The organism is Aurantiacibacter sp. MUD11, assembly GCF_026967575.1.
GTDB lineage: Bacteria > Pseudomonadota > Alphaproteobacteria > Sphingomonadales > Sphingomonadaceae > Alteraurantiacibacter.
The window spans coordinates 82,632-99,541 of the sequence record NZ_CP114054.1 but is presented as its reverse complement, the minus strand read 5'-3'; the positions used below and the strand labels follow the sequence as shown (position 1 = coordinate 99,541).

General features: G+C 65.9%; 18 protein-coding genes. 9 read left to right on the top strand and 9 right to left on the bottom strand.

Annotation, left to right across the window (positions count from 1 at the left end; all coding sequences use genetic code 11):
• Nucleotides 1–35: 35 nt before the first annotated feature.
• The 8 genes from OZN62_RS00445 to OZN62_RS00410 form a co-directional block, all read right to left on the bottom strand.
• On the bottom strand, nucleotides 36–623 hold the full coding sequence (locus tag OZN62_RS00445; RefSeq protein ID WP_269100636.1) for a F0F1 ATP synthase subunit B family protein: 588 nt from the start codon (nucleotides 621–623) through the stop codon (nucleotides 36–38).
• Entirely contained in the window at nucleotides 616–1,110 is a 495-nt protein-coding gene (locus OZN62_RS00440; RefSeq protein ID WP_269100635.1) for a F0F1 ATP synthase subunit B family protein, read from the bottom strand. Before OZN62_RS00440 ends, OZN62_RS00445 begins: the two co-directional genes overlap by 8 nt.
• Before the next feature lie 85 nt (nucleotides 1,111–1,195).
• Entirely contained in the window at nucleotides 1,196–1,423 is a 228-nt protein-coding gene (locus tag OZN62_RS00435; protein WP_057884388.1) for a F0F1 ATP synthase subunit C, read from the bottom strand.
• A gap of 47 nt (nucleotides 1,424–1,470) precedes the next feature.
• A complete protein-coding gene (locus OZN62_RS00430) occupies nucleotides 1,471–2,262 on the bottom strand; it encodes a F0F1 ATP synthase subunit A (RefSeq protein ID WP_269100634.1) in 792 nt (263 codons plus the stop codon).
• Nucleotides 2,263–2,292: 30 nt separating this feature from the next.
• Nucleotides 2,293–2,616 carry an AtpZ/AtpI family protein gene (locus OZN62_RS00425; RefSeq protein ID WP_269100633.1) on the bottom strand — a complete coding sequence of 108 codons (324 nt, stop codon included), beginning with the start codon at nucleotides 2,614–2,616 and terminating at the stop codon, nucleotides 2,293–2,295.
• 119 nt (nucleotides 2,617–2,735) lie between these two features.
• On the bottom strand, nucleotides 2,736–3,119 hold the full coding sequence (locus OZN62_RS00420; RefSeq protein ID WP_269100632.1) for a YdbL family protein: 384 nt from the start codon (nucleotides 3,117–3,119) through the stop codon (nucleotides 2,736–2,738).
• A gap of 25 nt (nucleotides 3,120–3,144) precedes the next feature.
• Nucleotides 3,145–3,309, bottom strand: coding sequence for a YnbE family lipoprotein (locus OZN62_RS00415; RefSeq protein WP_269100631.1), 165 nt, complete (start codon nucleotides 3,307–3,309; stop codon nucleotides 3,145–3,147).
• 77 nt (nucleotides 3,310–3,386) lie between these two features.
• A complete protein-coding gene (locus OZN62_RS00410) occupies nucleotides 3,387–6,686 on the bottom strand; it encodes an intermembrane phospholipid transport protein YdbH family protein (protein WP_269100630.1) in 3,300 nt (1,099 codons plus the stop codon).
• A 69-nt stretch (nucleotides 6,687–6,755) separates the two neighbouring features.
• Between OZN62_RS00410 and radC the strand changes: the two genes are divergently transcribed.
• Nucleotides 6,756–7,475 (top strand): RadC family protein, encoded by a 720-nt coding sequence (gene radC, locus OZN62_RS00405; RefSeq protein WP_269100629.1) that lies wholly within the window; start codon nucleotides 6,756–6,758, stop codon nucleotides 7,473–7,475.
• 7 nt (nucleotides 7,476–7,482) lie between these two features.
• On the opposite strand, the gene OZN62_RS00400 is transcribed toward radC, so the two are convergent.
• Complete coding sequence (locus OZN62_RS00400) at nucleotides 7,483–10,263, bottom strand: DUF3857 domain-containing protein (protein WP_269100628.1); 2,781 nt, start codon at nucleotides 10,261–10,263, stop codon at nucleotides 7,483–7,485.
• Nucleotides 10,264–10,423: 160 nt separating this feature from the next.
• On the opposite strand from OZN62_RS00400, the gene purB reads away from it, so the two are divergent.
• From purB to accD, 8 genes are all read left to right on the top strand, one after another.
• Nucleotides 10,424–11,737 carry an adenylosuccinate lyase gene (gene purB / locus OZN62_RS00395; RefSeq protein ID WP_269100627.1) on the top strand — a complete coding sequence of 438 codons (1,314 nt, stop codon included), beginning with the start codon at nucleotides 10,424–10,426 and terminating at the stop codon, nucleotides 11,735–11,737.
• A 74-nt stretch (nucleotides 11,738–11,811) separates the two neighbouring features.
• On the top strand, nucleotides 11,812–12,195 hold the full coding sequence (locus OZN62_RS00390) for a LapA family protein (RefSeq protein WP_269100626.1): 384 nt from the start codon (nucleotides 11,812–11,814) through the stop codon (nucleotides 12,193–12,195).
• Nucleotides 12,192–12,866: an orotidine-5'-phosphate decarboxylase gene (gene pyrF, locus OZN62_RS00385; RefSeq protein WP_269100625.1), complete on the top strand. Its 675-nt coding sequence runs from the start codon at nucleotides 12,192–12,194 to the stop codon at nucleotides 12,864–12,866. Before OZN62_RS00390 ends, pyrF begins: the two co-directional genes overlap by 4 nt.
• 10 nt (nucleotides 12,867–12,876) lie before the next feature.
• Nucleotides 12,877–13,248, top strand: a complete 372-nt coding sequence (locus tag OZN62_RS00380; RefSeq protein WP_269100624.1) for a bleomycin resistance protein — start codon at nucleotides 12,877–12,879, stop codon at nucleotides 13,246–13,248.
• Between the two features lie 92 nt (nucleotides 13,249–13,340).
• Nucleotides 13,341–13,991 (top strand): phosphoribosylanthranilate isomerase, encoded by a 651-nt coding sequence (locus OZN62_RS00375; RefSeq protein ID WP_269100623.1) that lies wholly within the window; start codon nucleotides 13,341–13,343, stop codon nucleotides 13,989–13,991.
• A 59-nt stretch (nucleotides 13,992–14,050) separates the two neighbouring features.
• Nucleotides 14,051–15,268, top strand: a complete 1,218-nt coding sequence (gene trpB, locus OZN62_RS00370) for a tryptophan synthase subunit beta (protein ID WP_269100622.1) — start codon at nucleotides 14,051–14,053, stop codon at nucleotides 15,266–15,268.
• Entirely contained in the window at nucleotides 15,265–16,047 is a 783-nt protein-coding gene (gene trpA, locus OZN62_RS00365) for a tryptophan synthase subunit alpha (protein ID WP_269100620.1), read from the top strand. The genes trpB and trpA overlap by 4 nt, the downstream gene beginning before the upstream one ends.
• A gap of 9 nt (nucleotides 16,048–16,056) precedes the next feature.
• Entirely contained in the window at nucleotides 16,057–16,908 is an 852-nt protein-coding gene (accD, locus tag OZN62_RS00360) for an acetyl-CoA carboxylase, carboxyltransferase subunit beta (RefSeq protein WP_269100619.1), read from the top strand.
• The last annotated feature ends 2 nt before the right edge of the window (nucleotides 16,909–16,910 follow it).

Sequence of the window (16,910 nt, the reverse complement as noted above, 5' to 3'; positions counted from 1 at the left end):
GAGGGCTTGTTTGCCGTAACCGCGGAGGACGCAGGTCAGATGTTGGAGATAACCTCGTCGGCCAGCGCCTTGTCGGCCTCGGCGTCGTGCTGGTCGGCGATCAGCGCGGCGGCGGCAGCGGTGCTGGCGTCGGCGGCCTTGGCCTTCAGCTCGGCAACGGCCTGACGCTCGGCGGCGGCGATCTTGTCCTGCGCCATGCGCTCACGACGGGCGATCATCGCAGCCGTGTCTTCCTGCGCCTTGGCGACAATGCCTTCGGCTTCGCGCTTGGCGTTGTCGAGCATCGCCTCGGCGTCCTTCTCGGCATTGGCGATCTTGGCAGCATATTCCTCGCGCAGGGCCTCGGCCTCGGCACGCAGCTGCTTGGCTTCCTCAAGGTTGTCCTTGATGGCCTTGATCTTGTTGTCGAGGCCGCCGGCAATCGCCTTGTGCACCTTGGCAACGCCGAAGGCGAACAGCAGCAGCACCGCCATGGCGATCGAGACCCACTGGAAGGGCGCGAGACCCAGCAGTTCGGGTTCGGCATGGACGGCAGCGCCGCCGTGCGAGTCCGCAACTTCGATCTGTGCTTCCTCGGTCGCGAAGACTTCGGGCAGGGCTTCGGTCTGGGTCGGGTTAGCCATTGGCCATCGCCTTCTTCACCGCCGTGCGGGCGACGGTCTTGGTCACTTTGACATTGGCCAGGCGGGCAGCGATGTCCTGCGCCGCTTCGGCGGCCACGGTCTCGATTTCCTTGGCGGCTTCGGCACGGCTCGCGTTGATGCGGGCTTCGGCCTCTTCCAGCTGGGTATCGATCCGCGACTGCACTTCGGCCAGCTTGCCTTCGGTGGAGGCCTGCGCCTTCGCCTTGGCTTCGTTGACCAGCGCCTGCGCCGCTTCGCGGTTGGCGTTCTCGCGCTTGCGCCAGGCTTCCTCCGCCTCGTCGGCGGCGTCGCGGGCGGACTGCGCCGCGGCCAGGTCGTCAGCGATCTGCTTGTCGCGCAGGCCCACGGTGTCCATCACACGCGGCACCATGCCGCGACCGATGACGAAATAGATGAAGCCGAAGATCAGCAGCAGCCAGAAGATCTGGCTGGCATATGTCTCGGCCAATTGGGCTATCTGGGGCATGGACGGATTCCGCCTATCTGCGCGAGATTACAAATTACAACCGGCCGGACGCGAATTCGCCCGGCCAGCTATCCGGTGAGGTCGATCAGGCGACGAAGATCAGGATCATCGCCACGACGAACGCCAGCAGGCCGAGAAGTTCGGCAGCGGCGAAGCCGATGAACAGGCGACCCTGCTGGCCGTCGGCAGCACCCGGGTTGCGCAGCGCGCTTTCGAGGAACGAGCCGAACACGTTACCCACACCGATGGCGGCCATACCGGCACCGATTGCAGCAAGACCGGCACCGATCAGCTTGGCAGCTTCCATATCCATGAGATTATCCTTTCAAGTAAATTCGTTGGGCAAAAAGGTGGTTGAACTTAGTGCAGGTTCTCGGCGTCGTTGATGTAGAGCGACGAGAGCAGTGCGAAAACGTAGGCCTGGATCGCGGCGACCAGGATTTCCAGCGCGCAGATACCGACCATCAGCAGGAAGCTGGGCACGCCGACCAGCAGGCCGAACTGGGCACCGGCGTTCCAGCCGTCGATCACGAAGCTGGACAGCACTTCCAGCAGCACGTGGCCGGCCATCATGGCGACGAACAGTCGCAGGCCGAGGCTGAACGGGCGCACGAGGAAGGAAATCAGCTCGATCGGGAAGATCACCGGGATCATCGGCAGCGGCGTACCGTGCGGCACGAACAGGCTGAAGAAGTGGAAGCCGTGCTTCCAGAAGCCCACGATCAGCACGATGGAGAAGCTGATGATGGCCAGCACGCCGGTGACGGTGAAGTGGCTGGTGAAGGTAAACGGGTGCACGCCGACAAGGCCCAGCGGCAGCAGGCCGAGCAGGTTGGCGAACAGGATGAACATGAACAGGCTGAAGATGTAGGGGACGTACTTGCGCCCCGCCTTGCCTACGTTCGCTTCCAGCATGTCGTCGATGAAGCCGGTGAAGGTTTCCACCGCCATCTGCCAGCGGCCGGGCACCAGCTCGCGCTTCATGCCGCCAAGCATGAAGATCCACAGCACCACGGCCGTGATCAGCATCCACAGTGCCGAGTTGGTGAAAGCGATGTTGTATCCGGCGATGTCCCAGTTTTCACCCAGCAGCGGCTGGATGGTGAACTGGTACATCGGGTCGACCTTGGCCGTTTCGGCTTCGCCTGCCACGTCTTTGTAAACCCTTGCGTTTTAGTCCGATCAATCGCCCTTGGGCGGCTGGCTGGACGTCCGAATGATATTCCTGAAAGCGACCACGATCCCGAGGAACAGGCCGATCAGCAGGGCCCAGGGATTGGTATCGGTCAACCAGCCAATGGCATAGCCGACCACCGTTCCACCAAGAAGCCCACCAAGCAGGTCTGCCAGCACCTTGTTGCCAGCCTTGTAGCTGGCATCGGAGCCTTGCACCTGCGGCTGGTTGCGCTGTTCTTCCCGCTCGCGTGCAGCTTTGAGCCGCTCTTCGAGCGCGTCGATCCGCGCATCCTCACCGATGGGTTCCCGTGCGGGTTTCTCATCTGTCATGCCGGCTCCTTTAGGGGAGCATTTTGCCATGCGCAAACGAGCCGCCCGCCGAGGGCGCCGCCCCCTTAGAAGGGGGGTGTTGGCGAGTCAACACGTGGGGGCGGGAAATACCGGCTTGATCAGGGACAACGCGGGTCGCGCTGGGGCGGTCCGTCGCCGCGCTGCTGCCACGATCCGTCGGGGGCCTGGTACATTTCGCCCGGCGCGGTGCGGGCGATCAGGATGCAGCCCTGGGTAAAGGCATATTCCACCAGCGTGGCGTTGTTGGCCTGGGCACGCTCCGCGTAATTGGCGCGGCGGCGAATATTGAGATCTTCTACCATCGCCCGCAGCGCCGGGGTCTCGGCCCCGACGATACCGAGGTAGCCGTCCATTTTCTCGCCGATCTGGCCGTTGTCGCGCGCGGCCTGGTAGGCCGGGTCGCGCTGCGCCTGGGCGGGCGTGGCGAGCATGGCCAGCGCCACGGCCGCGCCGACAATCGTCATGAGGTTGCGCTTGTGCATTCCAACTCGCTCCTTCGATCCGCCATCAGAAGATGTCGGGATTTTCCTCGATATTCTCGCGGGCGTCGTCCGCCAGCCGGTAAATCACTTCCTGCGTGATGTTGATGTTGAGCTCGATCACGATCGGCTCGTCGGGCGCTTCCAGCGTGATGCACCCGGCAAGCGGGATCGCTCCCAACACCGCCATCATCGCGGCCCTTGTGCGCTTCGCCCCCTGCATCGGGTGACTATGCGCGCCACGGGCGCAATTCGTCAATTTCGAAGGGATCATGGGGACGTCTCGCTTTCCTCAGGCTGAATATCGGATTCATCGGGGTTCAAAGCTTCCTGCAGGAGGCGCTCCGCCTCCGCCTCTTCCGCAGCTTCGTTCTCGTCGACAGTCTGCTGGTCGATGGCCTCGCGGAGGCGCACACCATCAGTCGTCAGCAGGCCAAGGTCGCGCGGGTCGCGCACGGTGGCCGGATCGTAGAGCGAGCGCAGCGAGGTCATCAGCTTGTAGAACGGTGCCCGGATGTTGAGCCGCAGCTCGATCGGCAGGTCGGCAATCGCGCGGGTGATGAAATTGCGCCGGGCGGTCTCACCCTGCTCCACGCCCTCGAAGCGCACCTGCGTCACCAGTTCGCCGGTCAGCGGACCGTTCATCTGCACTTCCATGGTGTCGTAGCGTAGGTCGCGCAGCGCTTCGAAGGCGAAGTTGGCCATGAAGCCCACGTCCTCGTAGGTCAGCTGGCCGACGTAGGAGACATGTCCGCCCGGCGGGCGCGAGAGTAGGAAGCCGCCTTCGAGCTGGCCGTTGCCGTCCTCGTCGAAAACGATCGGAATGGTGCCGTCGAATGTGCCGGTGGCCGCCACGTTGGACATTTCCATCCGCTCGACGAACAGGCCGGCCTCCAGCCCCTCGATTTGCATGACGTAGCGCCGCACCTCGGGCGCGCCGAAGCGCAGATTCACCGGCTGCATCGTCAGTCGGCCGCCCATGAAGGGCCAGGTCGCCCCTTCGAGCGCCAGCATCTCGCCGTCCACCAGCTGGAAGGCAACTTCGCCCTCGAACACCTCGATGCCCGGATTGATGGAAGCCACGGAGACGCGCTGGTTCGGCGCGGTGGTGAGGCCCAGCAGGTCGGTAAAGACCAGCGTACCGCTGGCGCCCTTCACCGGCCCGAAGGCGGCGGCAAGATCCAGCGAATCGCTGCTGAAGCGGCCGCTGCTGGTCACTTCTTCGGCATTCCAGTCGATCCGGCCGCTACCGCTGACAGTGCCGGACACGTCGCTGACCACGCCCAGCGCGAGGCAGGTCAGCCCGCTTTGCGGAATGCGCCGCGCGCCGGGGCTGGCCAGACAGTGCGAGGCGGGCGGTACAACCTGCAGGTTCTGCCCGAAGGTGACGCCGTCGACAAACAGGTTGGCATGGCCGGTGCTGGTGGAAAGATCATGGACGATCTCCACCCGGCTGAGCACCGTGTCCGATGCCGGATGCCGCAGCAGGGCATCGGCGGTGATGCGGTTGTCGAACAGCGAGAGCGTCGCTCCGCGTGCCCGCATGGGTTCGAATCGGTGGATCCGCTCGCGGTCTTCCAGCACGAAGCTCGCCTGGCTGATGCTGAAACGCTCGTCCGCATAGGTCCAGTTGCCCGCTGCGCCCAGCAGGTCGAGCGGCACGGAGGCGAGGAACACGTCGGTACCGAAGAACTGGCCGGCGATTGCTTCCGCCGACACGTCCGCCCGCAGGTCCGCGATAACGAAGCGCTGGGCATTGTCGGCAGCACCAAGCACCACGGCAACGTCGCGTGCCGCCAGCGCGCCGGGCCAGGCGATCGCGACCGGGCCGGAGCGAATCGCGATCGGTGTATCGGCAAGTTCACCTGCCAACTGCAGGGCCTCGGTCCCGGCCGCGAATTGCAGGCCATCCGCACCATATCGCAGGATCGGTTCGCCGCTTTGCGGGCACAGCGCCAGCGACTGGCGCGAAAGCGATAGGTTGGCGAGCGCCAGCCGGTCAAAGCTCACTTCGCGGCACCCGCGCCACATGGCGAAGCTACCATTGGCGGCCAGCACGGCGTCGATCGGCAGCAAGAGGTTCTCGACCGAACCGCCCGGCAGCAAGCCGCTCGCCATGGCGCGACCGTCGATGGCCAGCTGCCCGCCCCTGCCCTGCACCAGTGTCAGCTCGGGCAAGGCCAGGCGCGAGGTGCCGGCAGCATATTCGCGCATCGCCATGCGCAGTTGCAGCGCGCCGTTGCCTGCCTGCTCCATCCGCCCGGTAATCTGCGGCAGGCCGTTGCCGCCCGTTGCCACGTTGCCGGTGAAACGCGGCAAGCCATCGCTCTCGTCGGTCAGTTGCACGCGCGACAGCGAGAGCAAGGTCTCCCCGCTGCCACCGCGCAGTCGTGCCTCGGGCACGACCAGGCTGGTGCGGCCGTCCAGCTGGCGAGCAGTGAAGTTCGCCTCCAGCCGGCTGCCGCGCAATTCGCTCGCAAGATTCAGGCCCAGCTTGTCGAGCAAGGGCCCGAGCAGGGTGTCGCGGCTGGCCTCGGCGGCGCTGGCAATCGCGCCATCGAGCTGCGGCCCCATGCGCAGTTCTTCGCCCGCGACGTCACCCTCGACCTCGACTTGGGCGAATCCGTCCAGCGCCCGCACGCGCCCGGCCAGCGCCAGTTCGCCGAAATCGGCATAGGGCGTCGCCGCATCGCTGGCAGCGAGATCGTAACTGACGGTCAGTTCCTCGGCATGCCAGGCGAACCGCCCGGTACCGCGCAACGCCCCTTGCAGGTCCGCCACCGAGACCGCACGCGTGACGAAATCGATCTCGCCGTCGAATTCGACGAGGCTGCGTTCGGCCTGCACGTCGAGCGCGATGCCCGACCGGCCGATTTCGAGGCCGTTCTCGCAGGAAAGCGAGGCGAAGCGGAGCGGACCGTGCAATTCCGGGCGTTCGGCATTGATGCCGATTTCGCCGTAGAGCGTGACGTCTTGCGCCCCGCAGCTGCCCAGCGCCAGCGAGGGAGCCACGGCAGCCAGTTCCCCGGCAAAGCCGCCGCGCATGTGCCCGGCCCCGCTCACCTTCAGGCCGATGTCGCCCATATCGGTCTGCATCAGCCCCCGGCCATCGTCGATGACGAGCGTGAGCGAAGGGAATTCGAACGGCTCTTCGCTGCCGGTGAAGATAAAGGGATCGAGGTCGCCGAAACTCAGCTCGCCATCGCGGTAGGTGCCGTAGAGGCGCGGCCTGGTCAGCCGCAGCTCGGTGATGTCGGGCAGGCCCAGGCGCGGGGTGACGAACACCTCCATCCGCTCCACCGTCAGGTCCGGCCGTTCGGGATCACCGATGACGATGTCGGACAGCACCTGTGGCCCCGGCCCGATGGTGTCGACGCGATAGCTGGCACGCACGTTGCGGGCGTCGAATTCGCGGGCAATGAAGTCGTTGGCGATCTGCTCGCGCTCGAACCAGACGAGCAGGACCGCTACCGCCATCAGGGCGATAACCACGCGAAAGGCGTTGCGCGCAATGCGGCGCTTGCGACCCCTTGGGCGTTGCTCGATGGCCTCTCCGGCTTCCTGCGCCATTGCGCCTGCACACTTGCGCGACTGCGCGCACAAAGGCAATGCATCGTGTAGGGGAGAGCGCTTAAGGCAATGTCTCAAGGCGATTTTTTGCAGGACGAGCCGGTGTCGCCACCGGGGAAACCAGGCGCTGCGGGCCACCGTGCGCGGCTGCGCGAACGCCTGCTGGGCGGCGGGGCGGAAGCGCTGGCCGACTACGAAGTGCTCGAATACCTGCTGTTCGGCGCGCTGGCGCGAGGCGACACCAAGCCGCTGGCAAAGGCACTGCTGGCGCGTTTCGGCACGCTGGCCGGGGTGCTGAATGCGGAAGCCTCGGCGCTGAAGCAGGTGAAGGGCATCAGCGATGCCAGCGTGGGCCAGATCAAGATCGCCGCGCTGGTCGCCCGTCGCATGGCGCGCAGCGAGGTGCAGGACAAGCCGGTGCTGGGCAGCTGGCAATCGCTGCTGGACTACCTCGCCATCGACATGGCGCATCTCAATGTCGAACGCGTCCGCGTACTCTATCTCAATTCACGCAACCGGCTGCTGGTGGACCACCACTTCGGCGAAGGGACGATCGACGAGGCCGCCATCCACCCGCGCGAGGTGATCCACCGGGCTATGGACCTTGGCGCATCGGCGCTGATCCTGGTGCACAACCACCCCAGCGGCAATCCCGAGCCCAGCCGCGCCGACATCGACATCACCAAGCGCATTGCCGAGGCCGGCAGGCCGCTGGGCATCCTCGTCCACGACCACGTGATCGTGGGCCGCGAAGGGCACGTTTCGTTGCGGGCGAAGGGTCTGATCTAGCCCGCGCTCACACCTCCGGGGTCAGGCCGTATTCGGCATATTGCCGGTCGATCATCGGCGCGATGCGACGAGCGTGGACGATATCTTCCAGGCCGTCCTCGTCGCCCTGCTCCAGCCGGATGATACCGCGCAGGAAGAGGCTGGCGGCGATGCCGGGCTGCTTGCGCAGCGCGGCTTCGAGGTCGGCCATGGCGGCATCGGTATTGCCCGCGCGGTAGTGATACAGCGCGCGGCTATCGAGCACCGATGCCGAGTAATTGGACGCGGTCACCGCCTCGTCGCAGATGTCCCCGGCCTGATCGAGATTGGTCTGCCAGGTGCCGGCCAGCCAGCATTGCGAGTTGAGCACGGCGCCGTCGCCCGGACGATCCAGCAGCACCTCCGACAGGCGCTCCCAGGCTTCCTCCTGGCGCCCGGCCTTGCCCGACAGGTCCGCCCACAGCGAGGCGACCGTGGTGGCTTCCTGTCCGGCCAGCCCCAGCGAATCGAGCAGGTCGAGCGCTTCTTCGGTACGGTCCACTTCGGACAGCGCGGTGGCCAGCAACGCGGCGGTTTCGAGATCGCCCTGCAGGTCGTGCGCGCGCTCGGCAGAGGCCAGCGCTTCTTCGTAGCGGCCCAGCTGGGTCAGCGCATTGGCGCGCAGGATGTGTCCCTGCGGGGATTCCTCCAGCTCCAGCGCGTGGTCGAAATGCGCGATCGCCCCATCGTAATCCCGGCCATAGAGGCGCACGATGCCGGCCATCAGCGGATAACCGGAATTGTCCTCCTCGATTGCCAGGACGGCCTCCAGCGGCTCCTCGAAACGCTCCATCCGGGCGGTCAGCTCGGCATCGTCGAGCTCCCAGGCGCGGACCGGTTCGTTGATCGCGATCTGCGGATCGCCGCTCACCAGCTGGCGCATCTTTGCGCGCTCGGCGGGGATATCCTCGGCCGCGATTTCGCGGGGGATATAGCTGTACGAATCCTCCAGCAGTACGCGGTCTCCCTCGACCGAGATGCTGCGGCTGTAGCGCGTGCCCGCCGTAACCTCGTCCAGCGTTGGGGTCCCGTTGATCTGCAGACCCTCGCCGCCATCGGGCAGGATATAGGTGCTTTCGAAAGCCACCGTCAGCGGCCCGCCGACCATGTAGGGAATATCCCGCCATGCACGGCGTGCGCGGTCGGGGTTGAAAGCCCAGTTGGTGGTGGCGGAGGAGATCGCATGGGTCGCCGTGTCGCGGTCGATGGCGAAGGTGTCCATCTCGAAGCCGCGCGCGCGCAGCGTCCCCACGCCGCTTGCCTCGTCATAGGAATATTCCGCGTCGTAGAGCACACCCGGAACGATCTCGCTGAGGAAGCCGTGGGCGTTGCTGAGGACGACCAGCGGATTGGTTTCCGCCGCCTGCTCGCGCATCCGTGCCGCATAGACGCCGCGCGTCTCCACCTCGATCTCGTAGAGGCCGGGCAGGTCGACGCCGCCGCTCATGTCATGGGTTACGCGCACGATCTGGTCGGGCGCGATGGGCCAGCGCTGCTCGACCCGCGCCAGTTCCGCCCCGCCTTCGATCAGCGGTAGCGCATAGGTGTAGTCCGGCACCTCGTACATCGTATCGAGACGCGTGCCGGCGCTGGTGCCATCGAGGTAATAGGTCGTGCCGTCGATTTCGGCGCGCACGATCATGTGGTTGAAGGCTGCCGGCTGCGGCAACACCGCGCTGGCGGCATCGGAATTGTTGGTATCGACCAGGATCGCCACCGCCTCGATGCCCAGTTCGCGCAGCATGGCGAGCAGCAACATGCTCTTCGCCTTGCAGTCGCCATAGCGCAGCTGCCAGGTCTCCTCGGGCATCTGCGGCAGGTAGTTGCCGCCGTCGAGGCCGTTGAGAAGATAGTTGATCTCGTCCTGCACCAGCTGCAGCGCCAGCGCCGCCTGCTCGGTCTTGTCGCCGGTGGTCTGGCGGATGCGGTCGATTTCCTCGGCAATCGGCCCTTCCGGATCGATCGTGCCCTCGGTGGCGAAATGCGGCGCCATCACCCGGCTGACATCGCGCCAGCTGCCGAAGGTGCCGACCTGGATGCCGGGATTGAGGTGATAGCGGCCCGGCGCATCCTCGGGCATCTCTTCCGGTTCCTCGATCGGCAGGGTGACCTCGATCAGGTCGTATCCGCCGCGCGTCACCACCTCATGCTCGCCCGCCTGGCCGACGGCGCGCCAGTGGATGTCCTCGTCCTCCGGCCACGAGAACACCACCCGGCCGAAACCCAGCCGCGCAGGCTCGGCAGTCAGCCGCGCCTGCGCCTGCATTTCGCGCTCCAGCGCCTGGTCGGCCAGCGTGGTGCTGATCGAATAGCGCAGCACGTCGCCCACCTGCAGACCGGGAATCGGGATGGCGGCGGTCAGCGCACCGTCGAGCGACTGGCGCTCCAGCCGCCGTTCGCGGCGCAGGATCTGCGGCTCGGCGCCCTGCTCCAGCACGTCGATGGTCTCACCGTCGCGGATGATTTCCAGGCGATGGATGATCAGGTCGCCCTTGTCCGGCAGCCAGCCGAATTGCAGCGTGCCGAAGCGGCGCAGCGATTCGGTGGAGCGCATTTCGTAGGCGACGTCCGAATATTGCGTCACCACCCCGTCCTCGAGCCGGTAATGCCGGTCGTAAATCACCACTTCCTCGCCCGCGGCGATGGCGGCGTCGAGATCGACCGGCGCGACGTAATCGGGCGCATCGGCGTAGAGCGGCTCTTCACCGGCAAGGACAGGCGCGCTCCACGCGATGGCGACGAGCGGCAGGACGGCAATGGACTTGTACATCAAGGGACCCCGTTGGGCGCTGCCGGAAAGACAGCGCGGGTTATTCCAACACGAAGTCGCAGCGAAAGCAACGCCATGGCGCGGCTCCCTTGCCATTTTCCGGCAAGCGGCCTAGCCGCGCTGCCAAATCCTCTCGCACATTGCCAATCCGGAGTTCACGATGGTCCCCCGTTACGCCCGCCCTGCCATGACTGCGATCTGGGATCCGGAGACGAAATACGAGATCTGGTTCCTGATCGAGGCGCACGCCACGCAGAAGCTGGCCGAGCTGGGCGTGGTGCCCGAAAGCGGCGCCAAGGCCCTGTGGGACTGGTGGGCCACCAAGCCCAAGATCGACGTCGAGGCGATCGACGAGAAGGAACGCGTGCTCAAGCACGACGTTATCGCCTTCCTCGACTGGGTGGCGGACCAGGTCGGCCCCGAGGCGCGCTTCATGCACCAGGGCATGACCAGCTCCGACGTGCTCGACACCACGCTGGCGGTGCAGCTGGCGCGCGCCACCGACATCCTGCTGGAAGACATGGACGCCCTGCTTGAGGCGCTGAAGCGCCGCGCCGAGGAGCACAAGTACACCGCCACCATCGGCCGCAGCCACGGCATCCATGCCGAGCCGACGACTTTCGGCCTCAAGCTGGCGCAGGCCTATGCCGAGTTCGACCGCTGCCGCGAACGGCTGGTCGCCGCGCGAGCGGAAATCGCCACCTGCGCCATTTCCGGCGCCGTGGGCACCTTCGCCAACATCGATCCGAGTGTTGAGGAATATGTCGCCGAGCAGCTGGGCCTGAGCGTCGAACCGGTCTCCACGCAGGTGATCCCGCGCGATCGCCACGCCGCCTACTTCTCCACCCTCGCCGTCATCGCGTCGTCGATGGAGCGTCTCGCGGTGGAAATCCGTCACCTGCAGCGGACCGAGGTGCTGGAGGCGGAGGAATACTTCTCGCCCGGCCAGAAGGGCTCGTCGGCCATGCCGCACAAGCGCAACCCGATCCTGACCGAGAACCTGACCGGACAGGCGCGCATGATCCGTTCCTATGCCCTGCCCGCGCTGGAGAACGTGGCGCTGTGGCACGAGCGCGATATCTCGCACTCCTCCGTCGAGCGTTTCATCGGCCCCGACGCCACCATCACGCTGGACTTCGCCCTCGCCCGCCTCACCGGCGTGGTCGACAAGCTGCTGGTCTATCCGGAGCGGATGCAGAAGAACCTCGACAAGATGGGCGGCCTTGTCCACTCGCAGCGCGTGCTGCTGGCCCTCACGCAGGCCGGCATCACCCGCGACAACGCCTACCGCCTCGTCCAGCGCAACGCCATGAAGGTGTGGGAATCGGACGGCCAGCTGTCGCTGCTCGAACTGCTAAAGGCCGACCCGGAAGTGACCGCCGCCATGAGCGAGGCGGAGCTCGAGGAAAAGTTCAACCTCGACTACCACTTCAAGCACGTCGACACGATCTTCGACCGCGTGTTCAAGGCCTGAGCGGGCTGCTCTTTCAATGCCGCGCCGATGCGCCTAGCATCGCTGCCAAACGCATTTGGATGGGAAGGTAACTGATGCAAATCGTCCGCACGGTCATCTGGGTTCTGCTGCTGGTGGGACTGCTGCTGTTCTCGATCGCCAACTGGGACCCGACGGTCACCGTGCGCATCTGGGACGGCATCGTCGTCGACACCAAGATCCCCGCCGTGGTGATCGTGTCCTTCCTGATCGGCTTCGTGCCGATGTGGCTGTACCACCGCGGCAGCCGGTGGCGCCTGACCCGCAAGATCGCCAGTCTGGAGAATGCCGCGCGCACAGCTGCGAACACCCCGGTTGCCCCGCCTCCGGCCGAACCGGCCCCGGCTCCCTCACCCGCTCCGGTTGCCGAACCGGCGCCGGAACCTGCTGGCGAATCGCCGCTGGAGCCGACCCACAGCGGTGACGAAGACAAGCGATGAGCAACCCGGTCTACCTGGCACTGGACGTCCCGCAGCTGGATGCAGCGAAGGCGCTTTGCGACAAGGTCAAAGGCCATATCGGCGGGGTGAAGCTGGGGCTGGAATTCTTCTGCGCCCACGGCACCCACGGTGTGCACGAGATCGCCCATCTCGGCCTGCCGATCTTCCTCGACCTGAAGCTGCACGACATTCCCAACACCGTCGCCGGCGCCATGCAGGCCTTGCACGTGGTGGAGCCCGCCATCATGACCGTGCACGCCAGCGGCGGGCGGGCGATGATGGAGGATGCCAAGGCCGCGGCGAGCGAGAACACCAAGGTCGTTGCCGTCACCATGCTCACCAGCCTCGACGAGAACGACCTGAAGCGCACCGGCGTCAGCGGCACGCCGCACGATCACGTGATGCGCCTGGCCGAACTGGCAGAGGCCAGCGGGCTCGACGGCATCGTCTGCTCCGGACAGGAGGTGAAGGCCGTGCACAAGCAGTGGAAGGACGGCTTCTTCGTCGTTCCCGGCCTGCGCCCCGGCGGCAAGGCGACGGGCGACCAGAAGCGCGTCGTCACCCCGCGCCAGGCTCGCGACGACGGCGCTTCGGTGCTGGTGATCGGCCGCCCGATCAGCCGTGCGGACGACCCGTTGCAGGCCGCCCGGGATATCGAGGCAACGCTGTAAGCGGTTTCCGTTGGCTGATCGCGCCACCCCCAACCTGCCCAGCCGCGACTTCCTGAAGACCGAGCGCTGGTATTCGAAGCTGGGCTTCGCCGCTTCCTACCGTTCCGGCCATTGGCTGATCCTGCAACGCGGTGGCTTGCAGCTGGAATTCTTCCCCTGGCCCGACCTCGACCCGGCGCAGAACAACCATTCCTGCTGCCTCCGGCTGGACGACCTCGATGCGCTGGTGGCGCAATGTGGCGAGGCGGGAGTGCCGGAGGCACGCGAGGGCATCCCCCGGCTGGTCCCGCCGCAGCGCGATATCAGCGGGTTGACCATCGCCTATCTCGTCGATCCCGACGGCAGCCTGCTGCGACTGGTGCAGAACCCCGCCGGCGACTAGCGACGGGTCTTTGCGGAGCGCCACTTCCAAGGAAAATGTTAATCCGGGCTGCCGCACTTTCGCATGGCAGTCGAATCACCTATCTGGACGCCATGGCTGAACAGCTGATCAAGATTTGCGGTCTCACGACCGAGGAAACCATCGACGCCGCAGTGGAAGCGGGGGCGACCCACGTCGGTCTCGTGCATTTCGAGCCGAGCCCGCGTCACCTCTCCATCGAAGACGCGGCCCGGATGCGTGTGCGCGTGCCGAAGTCGGTGAAGGTCGTCCTGCTGACCGTGAACATGGACCCGAAGGCGACGGCGGCCGCGTTGCAGGAAGTGCAGCCCGACGTCCTGCAACTGCACGGCAAGGAAACGCCCGAGTGGCTGAGCCTGATCAAGGACAATTCGGAGCTGGAAGTGTGGAAGGCGGTCGGCGTCAAGGATCGGACTACGCTGGAAAAGGCCGCCAAGTACAAGGATTCGGCGCATCGGCTGCTCTACGATGCGGCGGCGGGCGCGCTGCCGGGCGGCAACGGCCTGGCGCTCGACTGGCGGTTGCTGCTAAACCACCGCCACGTGCTTCCGTGGGGGCTGGCAGGCGGCCTTGGCCCGTCCAATGTCGCCGACGCCATCCGCTATACCGGCGCCCCGCTGGTGGATGCCTCCTCCGGCCTCGAAAGCGAGCCGGGCAAGAAGGATATCGGCAAAATCAAGGCGTTTTGCGAAGCTGCCCGCGAGGCACGCGCCAAAGCTGCGTGATCAGGGGTGGTATTTAGACTCGCTGGACTTGCCCGTCCTTCCCTGTAAATCGGCCCTCGATGACCGAGAACACACCCAATTCCTATCGCAACCAGCCCGACGAGCGCGGGCACTTCGGCCAGTTCGGCGGACGCTACGTCGCCGAAACGCTGATGCCGCTGATCCTCGACCTCGAACGCGAATACGAGGCCGCCAAGGCCGATCCCGCCTTCCATGAAGAGTTCGAGGACCTGCTGGAGCATTACGTTGGTCGTCCCAGCCCGCTCTATTTCGCTCCGCGCCTGACCGAGGAGCTGGGCGGCGCGCAGGTGTGGTTCAAGCGCGACGAGCTCAATCACACGGGCGCGCACAAGATCAACAACTGCATCGGTCAGATCCTGCTGGCGATCCGCATGGGCAAGACTCGCATCATCGCGGAAACCGGCGCGGGCCAGCATGGTGTGGCCACGGCCACCGTCTGCGCGCGTTTCGGCCTGCCCTGCGTCGTCTACATGGGTGCAGAGGACGTGCGGCGGCAGTCGCCCAACGTCTTCCGCATGAAGCTGCTGGGCGCCGAAGTGCGCCCTGTCACCGCCGGGCGCGGCACGCTGAAGGACGCCATGAACGAGGCGCTGCGCGACTGGGTCGCCAACGTCCACGACACCTTCTACATCATCGGCACCGCTGCCGGCCCGCACCCCTATCCGGAACTGGTCCGCGACTTCCAGAGCGTGATCGGCAAGGAAGCGCGTGCGCAGATGCTCGACCGCACCGGCAAGCTGCCGAACCTGTGCGTTGCCGCCATCGGTGGCGGATCGAACGCCATCGGCCTGTTCCACCCCTTCCTCGACGATCCGGAAGTGAAGCTGTTGGGCGTGGAAGCGGCGGGCAAGGGCCTGCAGGGTGACGAACACGCCGCCAGCCTGGCAGGCGGCTTTCCCGGCGTTCTGCACGGCAACAAGACCTACCTGCTGCAGGACGAGGACGGCCAGATCACCGAAGGTCACTCGATCAGCGCGGGCCTCGACTATCCGGGCATCGGGCCGGAGCACGCCTGGCTGAAGGAGACCGGCCGCGTCGACTACACCAGCGCCACAGATACAGAAGCACTGGAAGCCTTCCAGTTGCTCTGCCGCACCGAGGGCATCATCCCGGCGCTGGAACCGAGCCACGCCATCGCCGCCGTGCAGAAGGTCGCGCCGACCATGGGCAAGGACGAGATCGTGCTGATGAACCTCTGCGGTCGCGGCGACAAGGACATCTTCACCGTCGCCGAGGCGCTGGGAGTGGAGATGTGAGCACCCGCCTCGCCAACACTTTCGCCAAGTCCCACCCCGCCCTCGTCTGCTTCATCACCGCAGGCGATGGCGACACGGCGGCCAATCTCGACGCGCTCGTCGAAGGCGGCGCCGATGTGATCGAACTGGGCATGCCCTTCACCGATCCCATGGCAGACGGCCCCGCGATCCAGGCGGCGAATATCCGTTCGCTGGGTGCGGGCACCAAGACTGCCGACGTGCTGCAACTCGCCACCGACTTCCGCGCGCGGCACCCGGACGTGCCGCTGGTGCTGATGGGCTATGCCAACCCGATGATCCGCCGCGGGCCTGAATGGTTTGCCGAGCATGCCTCTGCCGCAGGCGTCGACGGTGTGATCTGCGTGGACCTGGCGCCGGAAGAGGACGAGGACCTGGGCCCGTTCCTGCGCGACAAGGGCATCTCGCCCATCCGTCTCGCCACGCCGACGACGGACGAGAAGCGCCTGCCCACCGTGCTCGATGGCTCGTCCGGCTTCCTCTACTACGTCAGCGTTGCCGGGATCACCGGCAAGCAGCAGGCGGCGATCGATTCGATCGAGGAGAACGTGAACCGCATCAAGCAGCACACCGACCTGCCCGTGGCGGTGGGTTTCGGCGTGCGCACGCCCGAACAGGCCGAAGCCATCGCCAAGGTGGCAGACGGAGTGGTGGTAGGCAGCGCGCTGGTGGAACTGGTGGGCGAACACGGCACGGACGCGCCGAAACACCTGCGCGAACTGACGCAAAGCCTTGCCCAAGCCGTGCATAATGCGCGATAGGCTGCGCGCATGAGCTGGTTAACCCGTGTCCGCGAGCGCCTGCCGTTCGGCAACAAGCGCGAATCGCCCGATAATCTCTGGATCAAGTGTTCGCGCTGCCAGGAGATGATCTTCCGCAGCGAGTACGAGCAGAACATGAGCGTCTGCCCGAACTGCGAGCATCATGGCCGCATCAATGCCGATACCCGGCTGGACCAGATTCTCGACGAAGGCGATTTCGAGCTGCTGCCTGCGCCCGAAGTCACCGAGGACCCGCTGCGCTTCAAGGACAGCAAGCGCTACACGGATCGCCTGAAGGCCGCGCGCGCCAGCAATCCGCACAACGATGCATTCACCGCCGCCGTCGGCACGATCGAAGGCCGCAAGGCCGTGGTCGGCGTGCAGGACTTCACCTTCATGGGCGGTTCGATGGGCATGGCCGTGGGCGATGCCTTCTGCAACGCGGCCCAGCGCGCGCTGGACGAGAAGTGCGGCTTTGTCTGCGTTACTGCCGCCGGTGGTGCGCGCATGCAGGAAGGCATTCTCAGCCTGATGCAGATGCCGCGCGCCACGGTGATGACCCGCCGCCTGCGCGACGCCGGCCTGCCCTACATCGTCGTGCTGGCGGACCCGACCACGGGCGGCGTCACCGCCAGCTATGCCATGCTGGGCGACGTGCACATCGCCGAACCCGGCGCCCTCATCGGCTTTGCCGGCCAGCGCGTGATCCAGGAAACCATTCGCGAGCAGCTGCCCGAGGGGTTCCAGCGCGCCGAGTACCTGCACAAGCACGGCATGGTGGACATGGTGGTGCACCGCAAGGACCTGCGCTCCACGCTGGCCAACCTGCTGGACTATCTCACCCCGGCCAAGGCCGCCTGAAC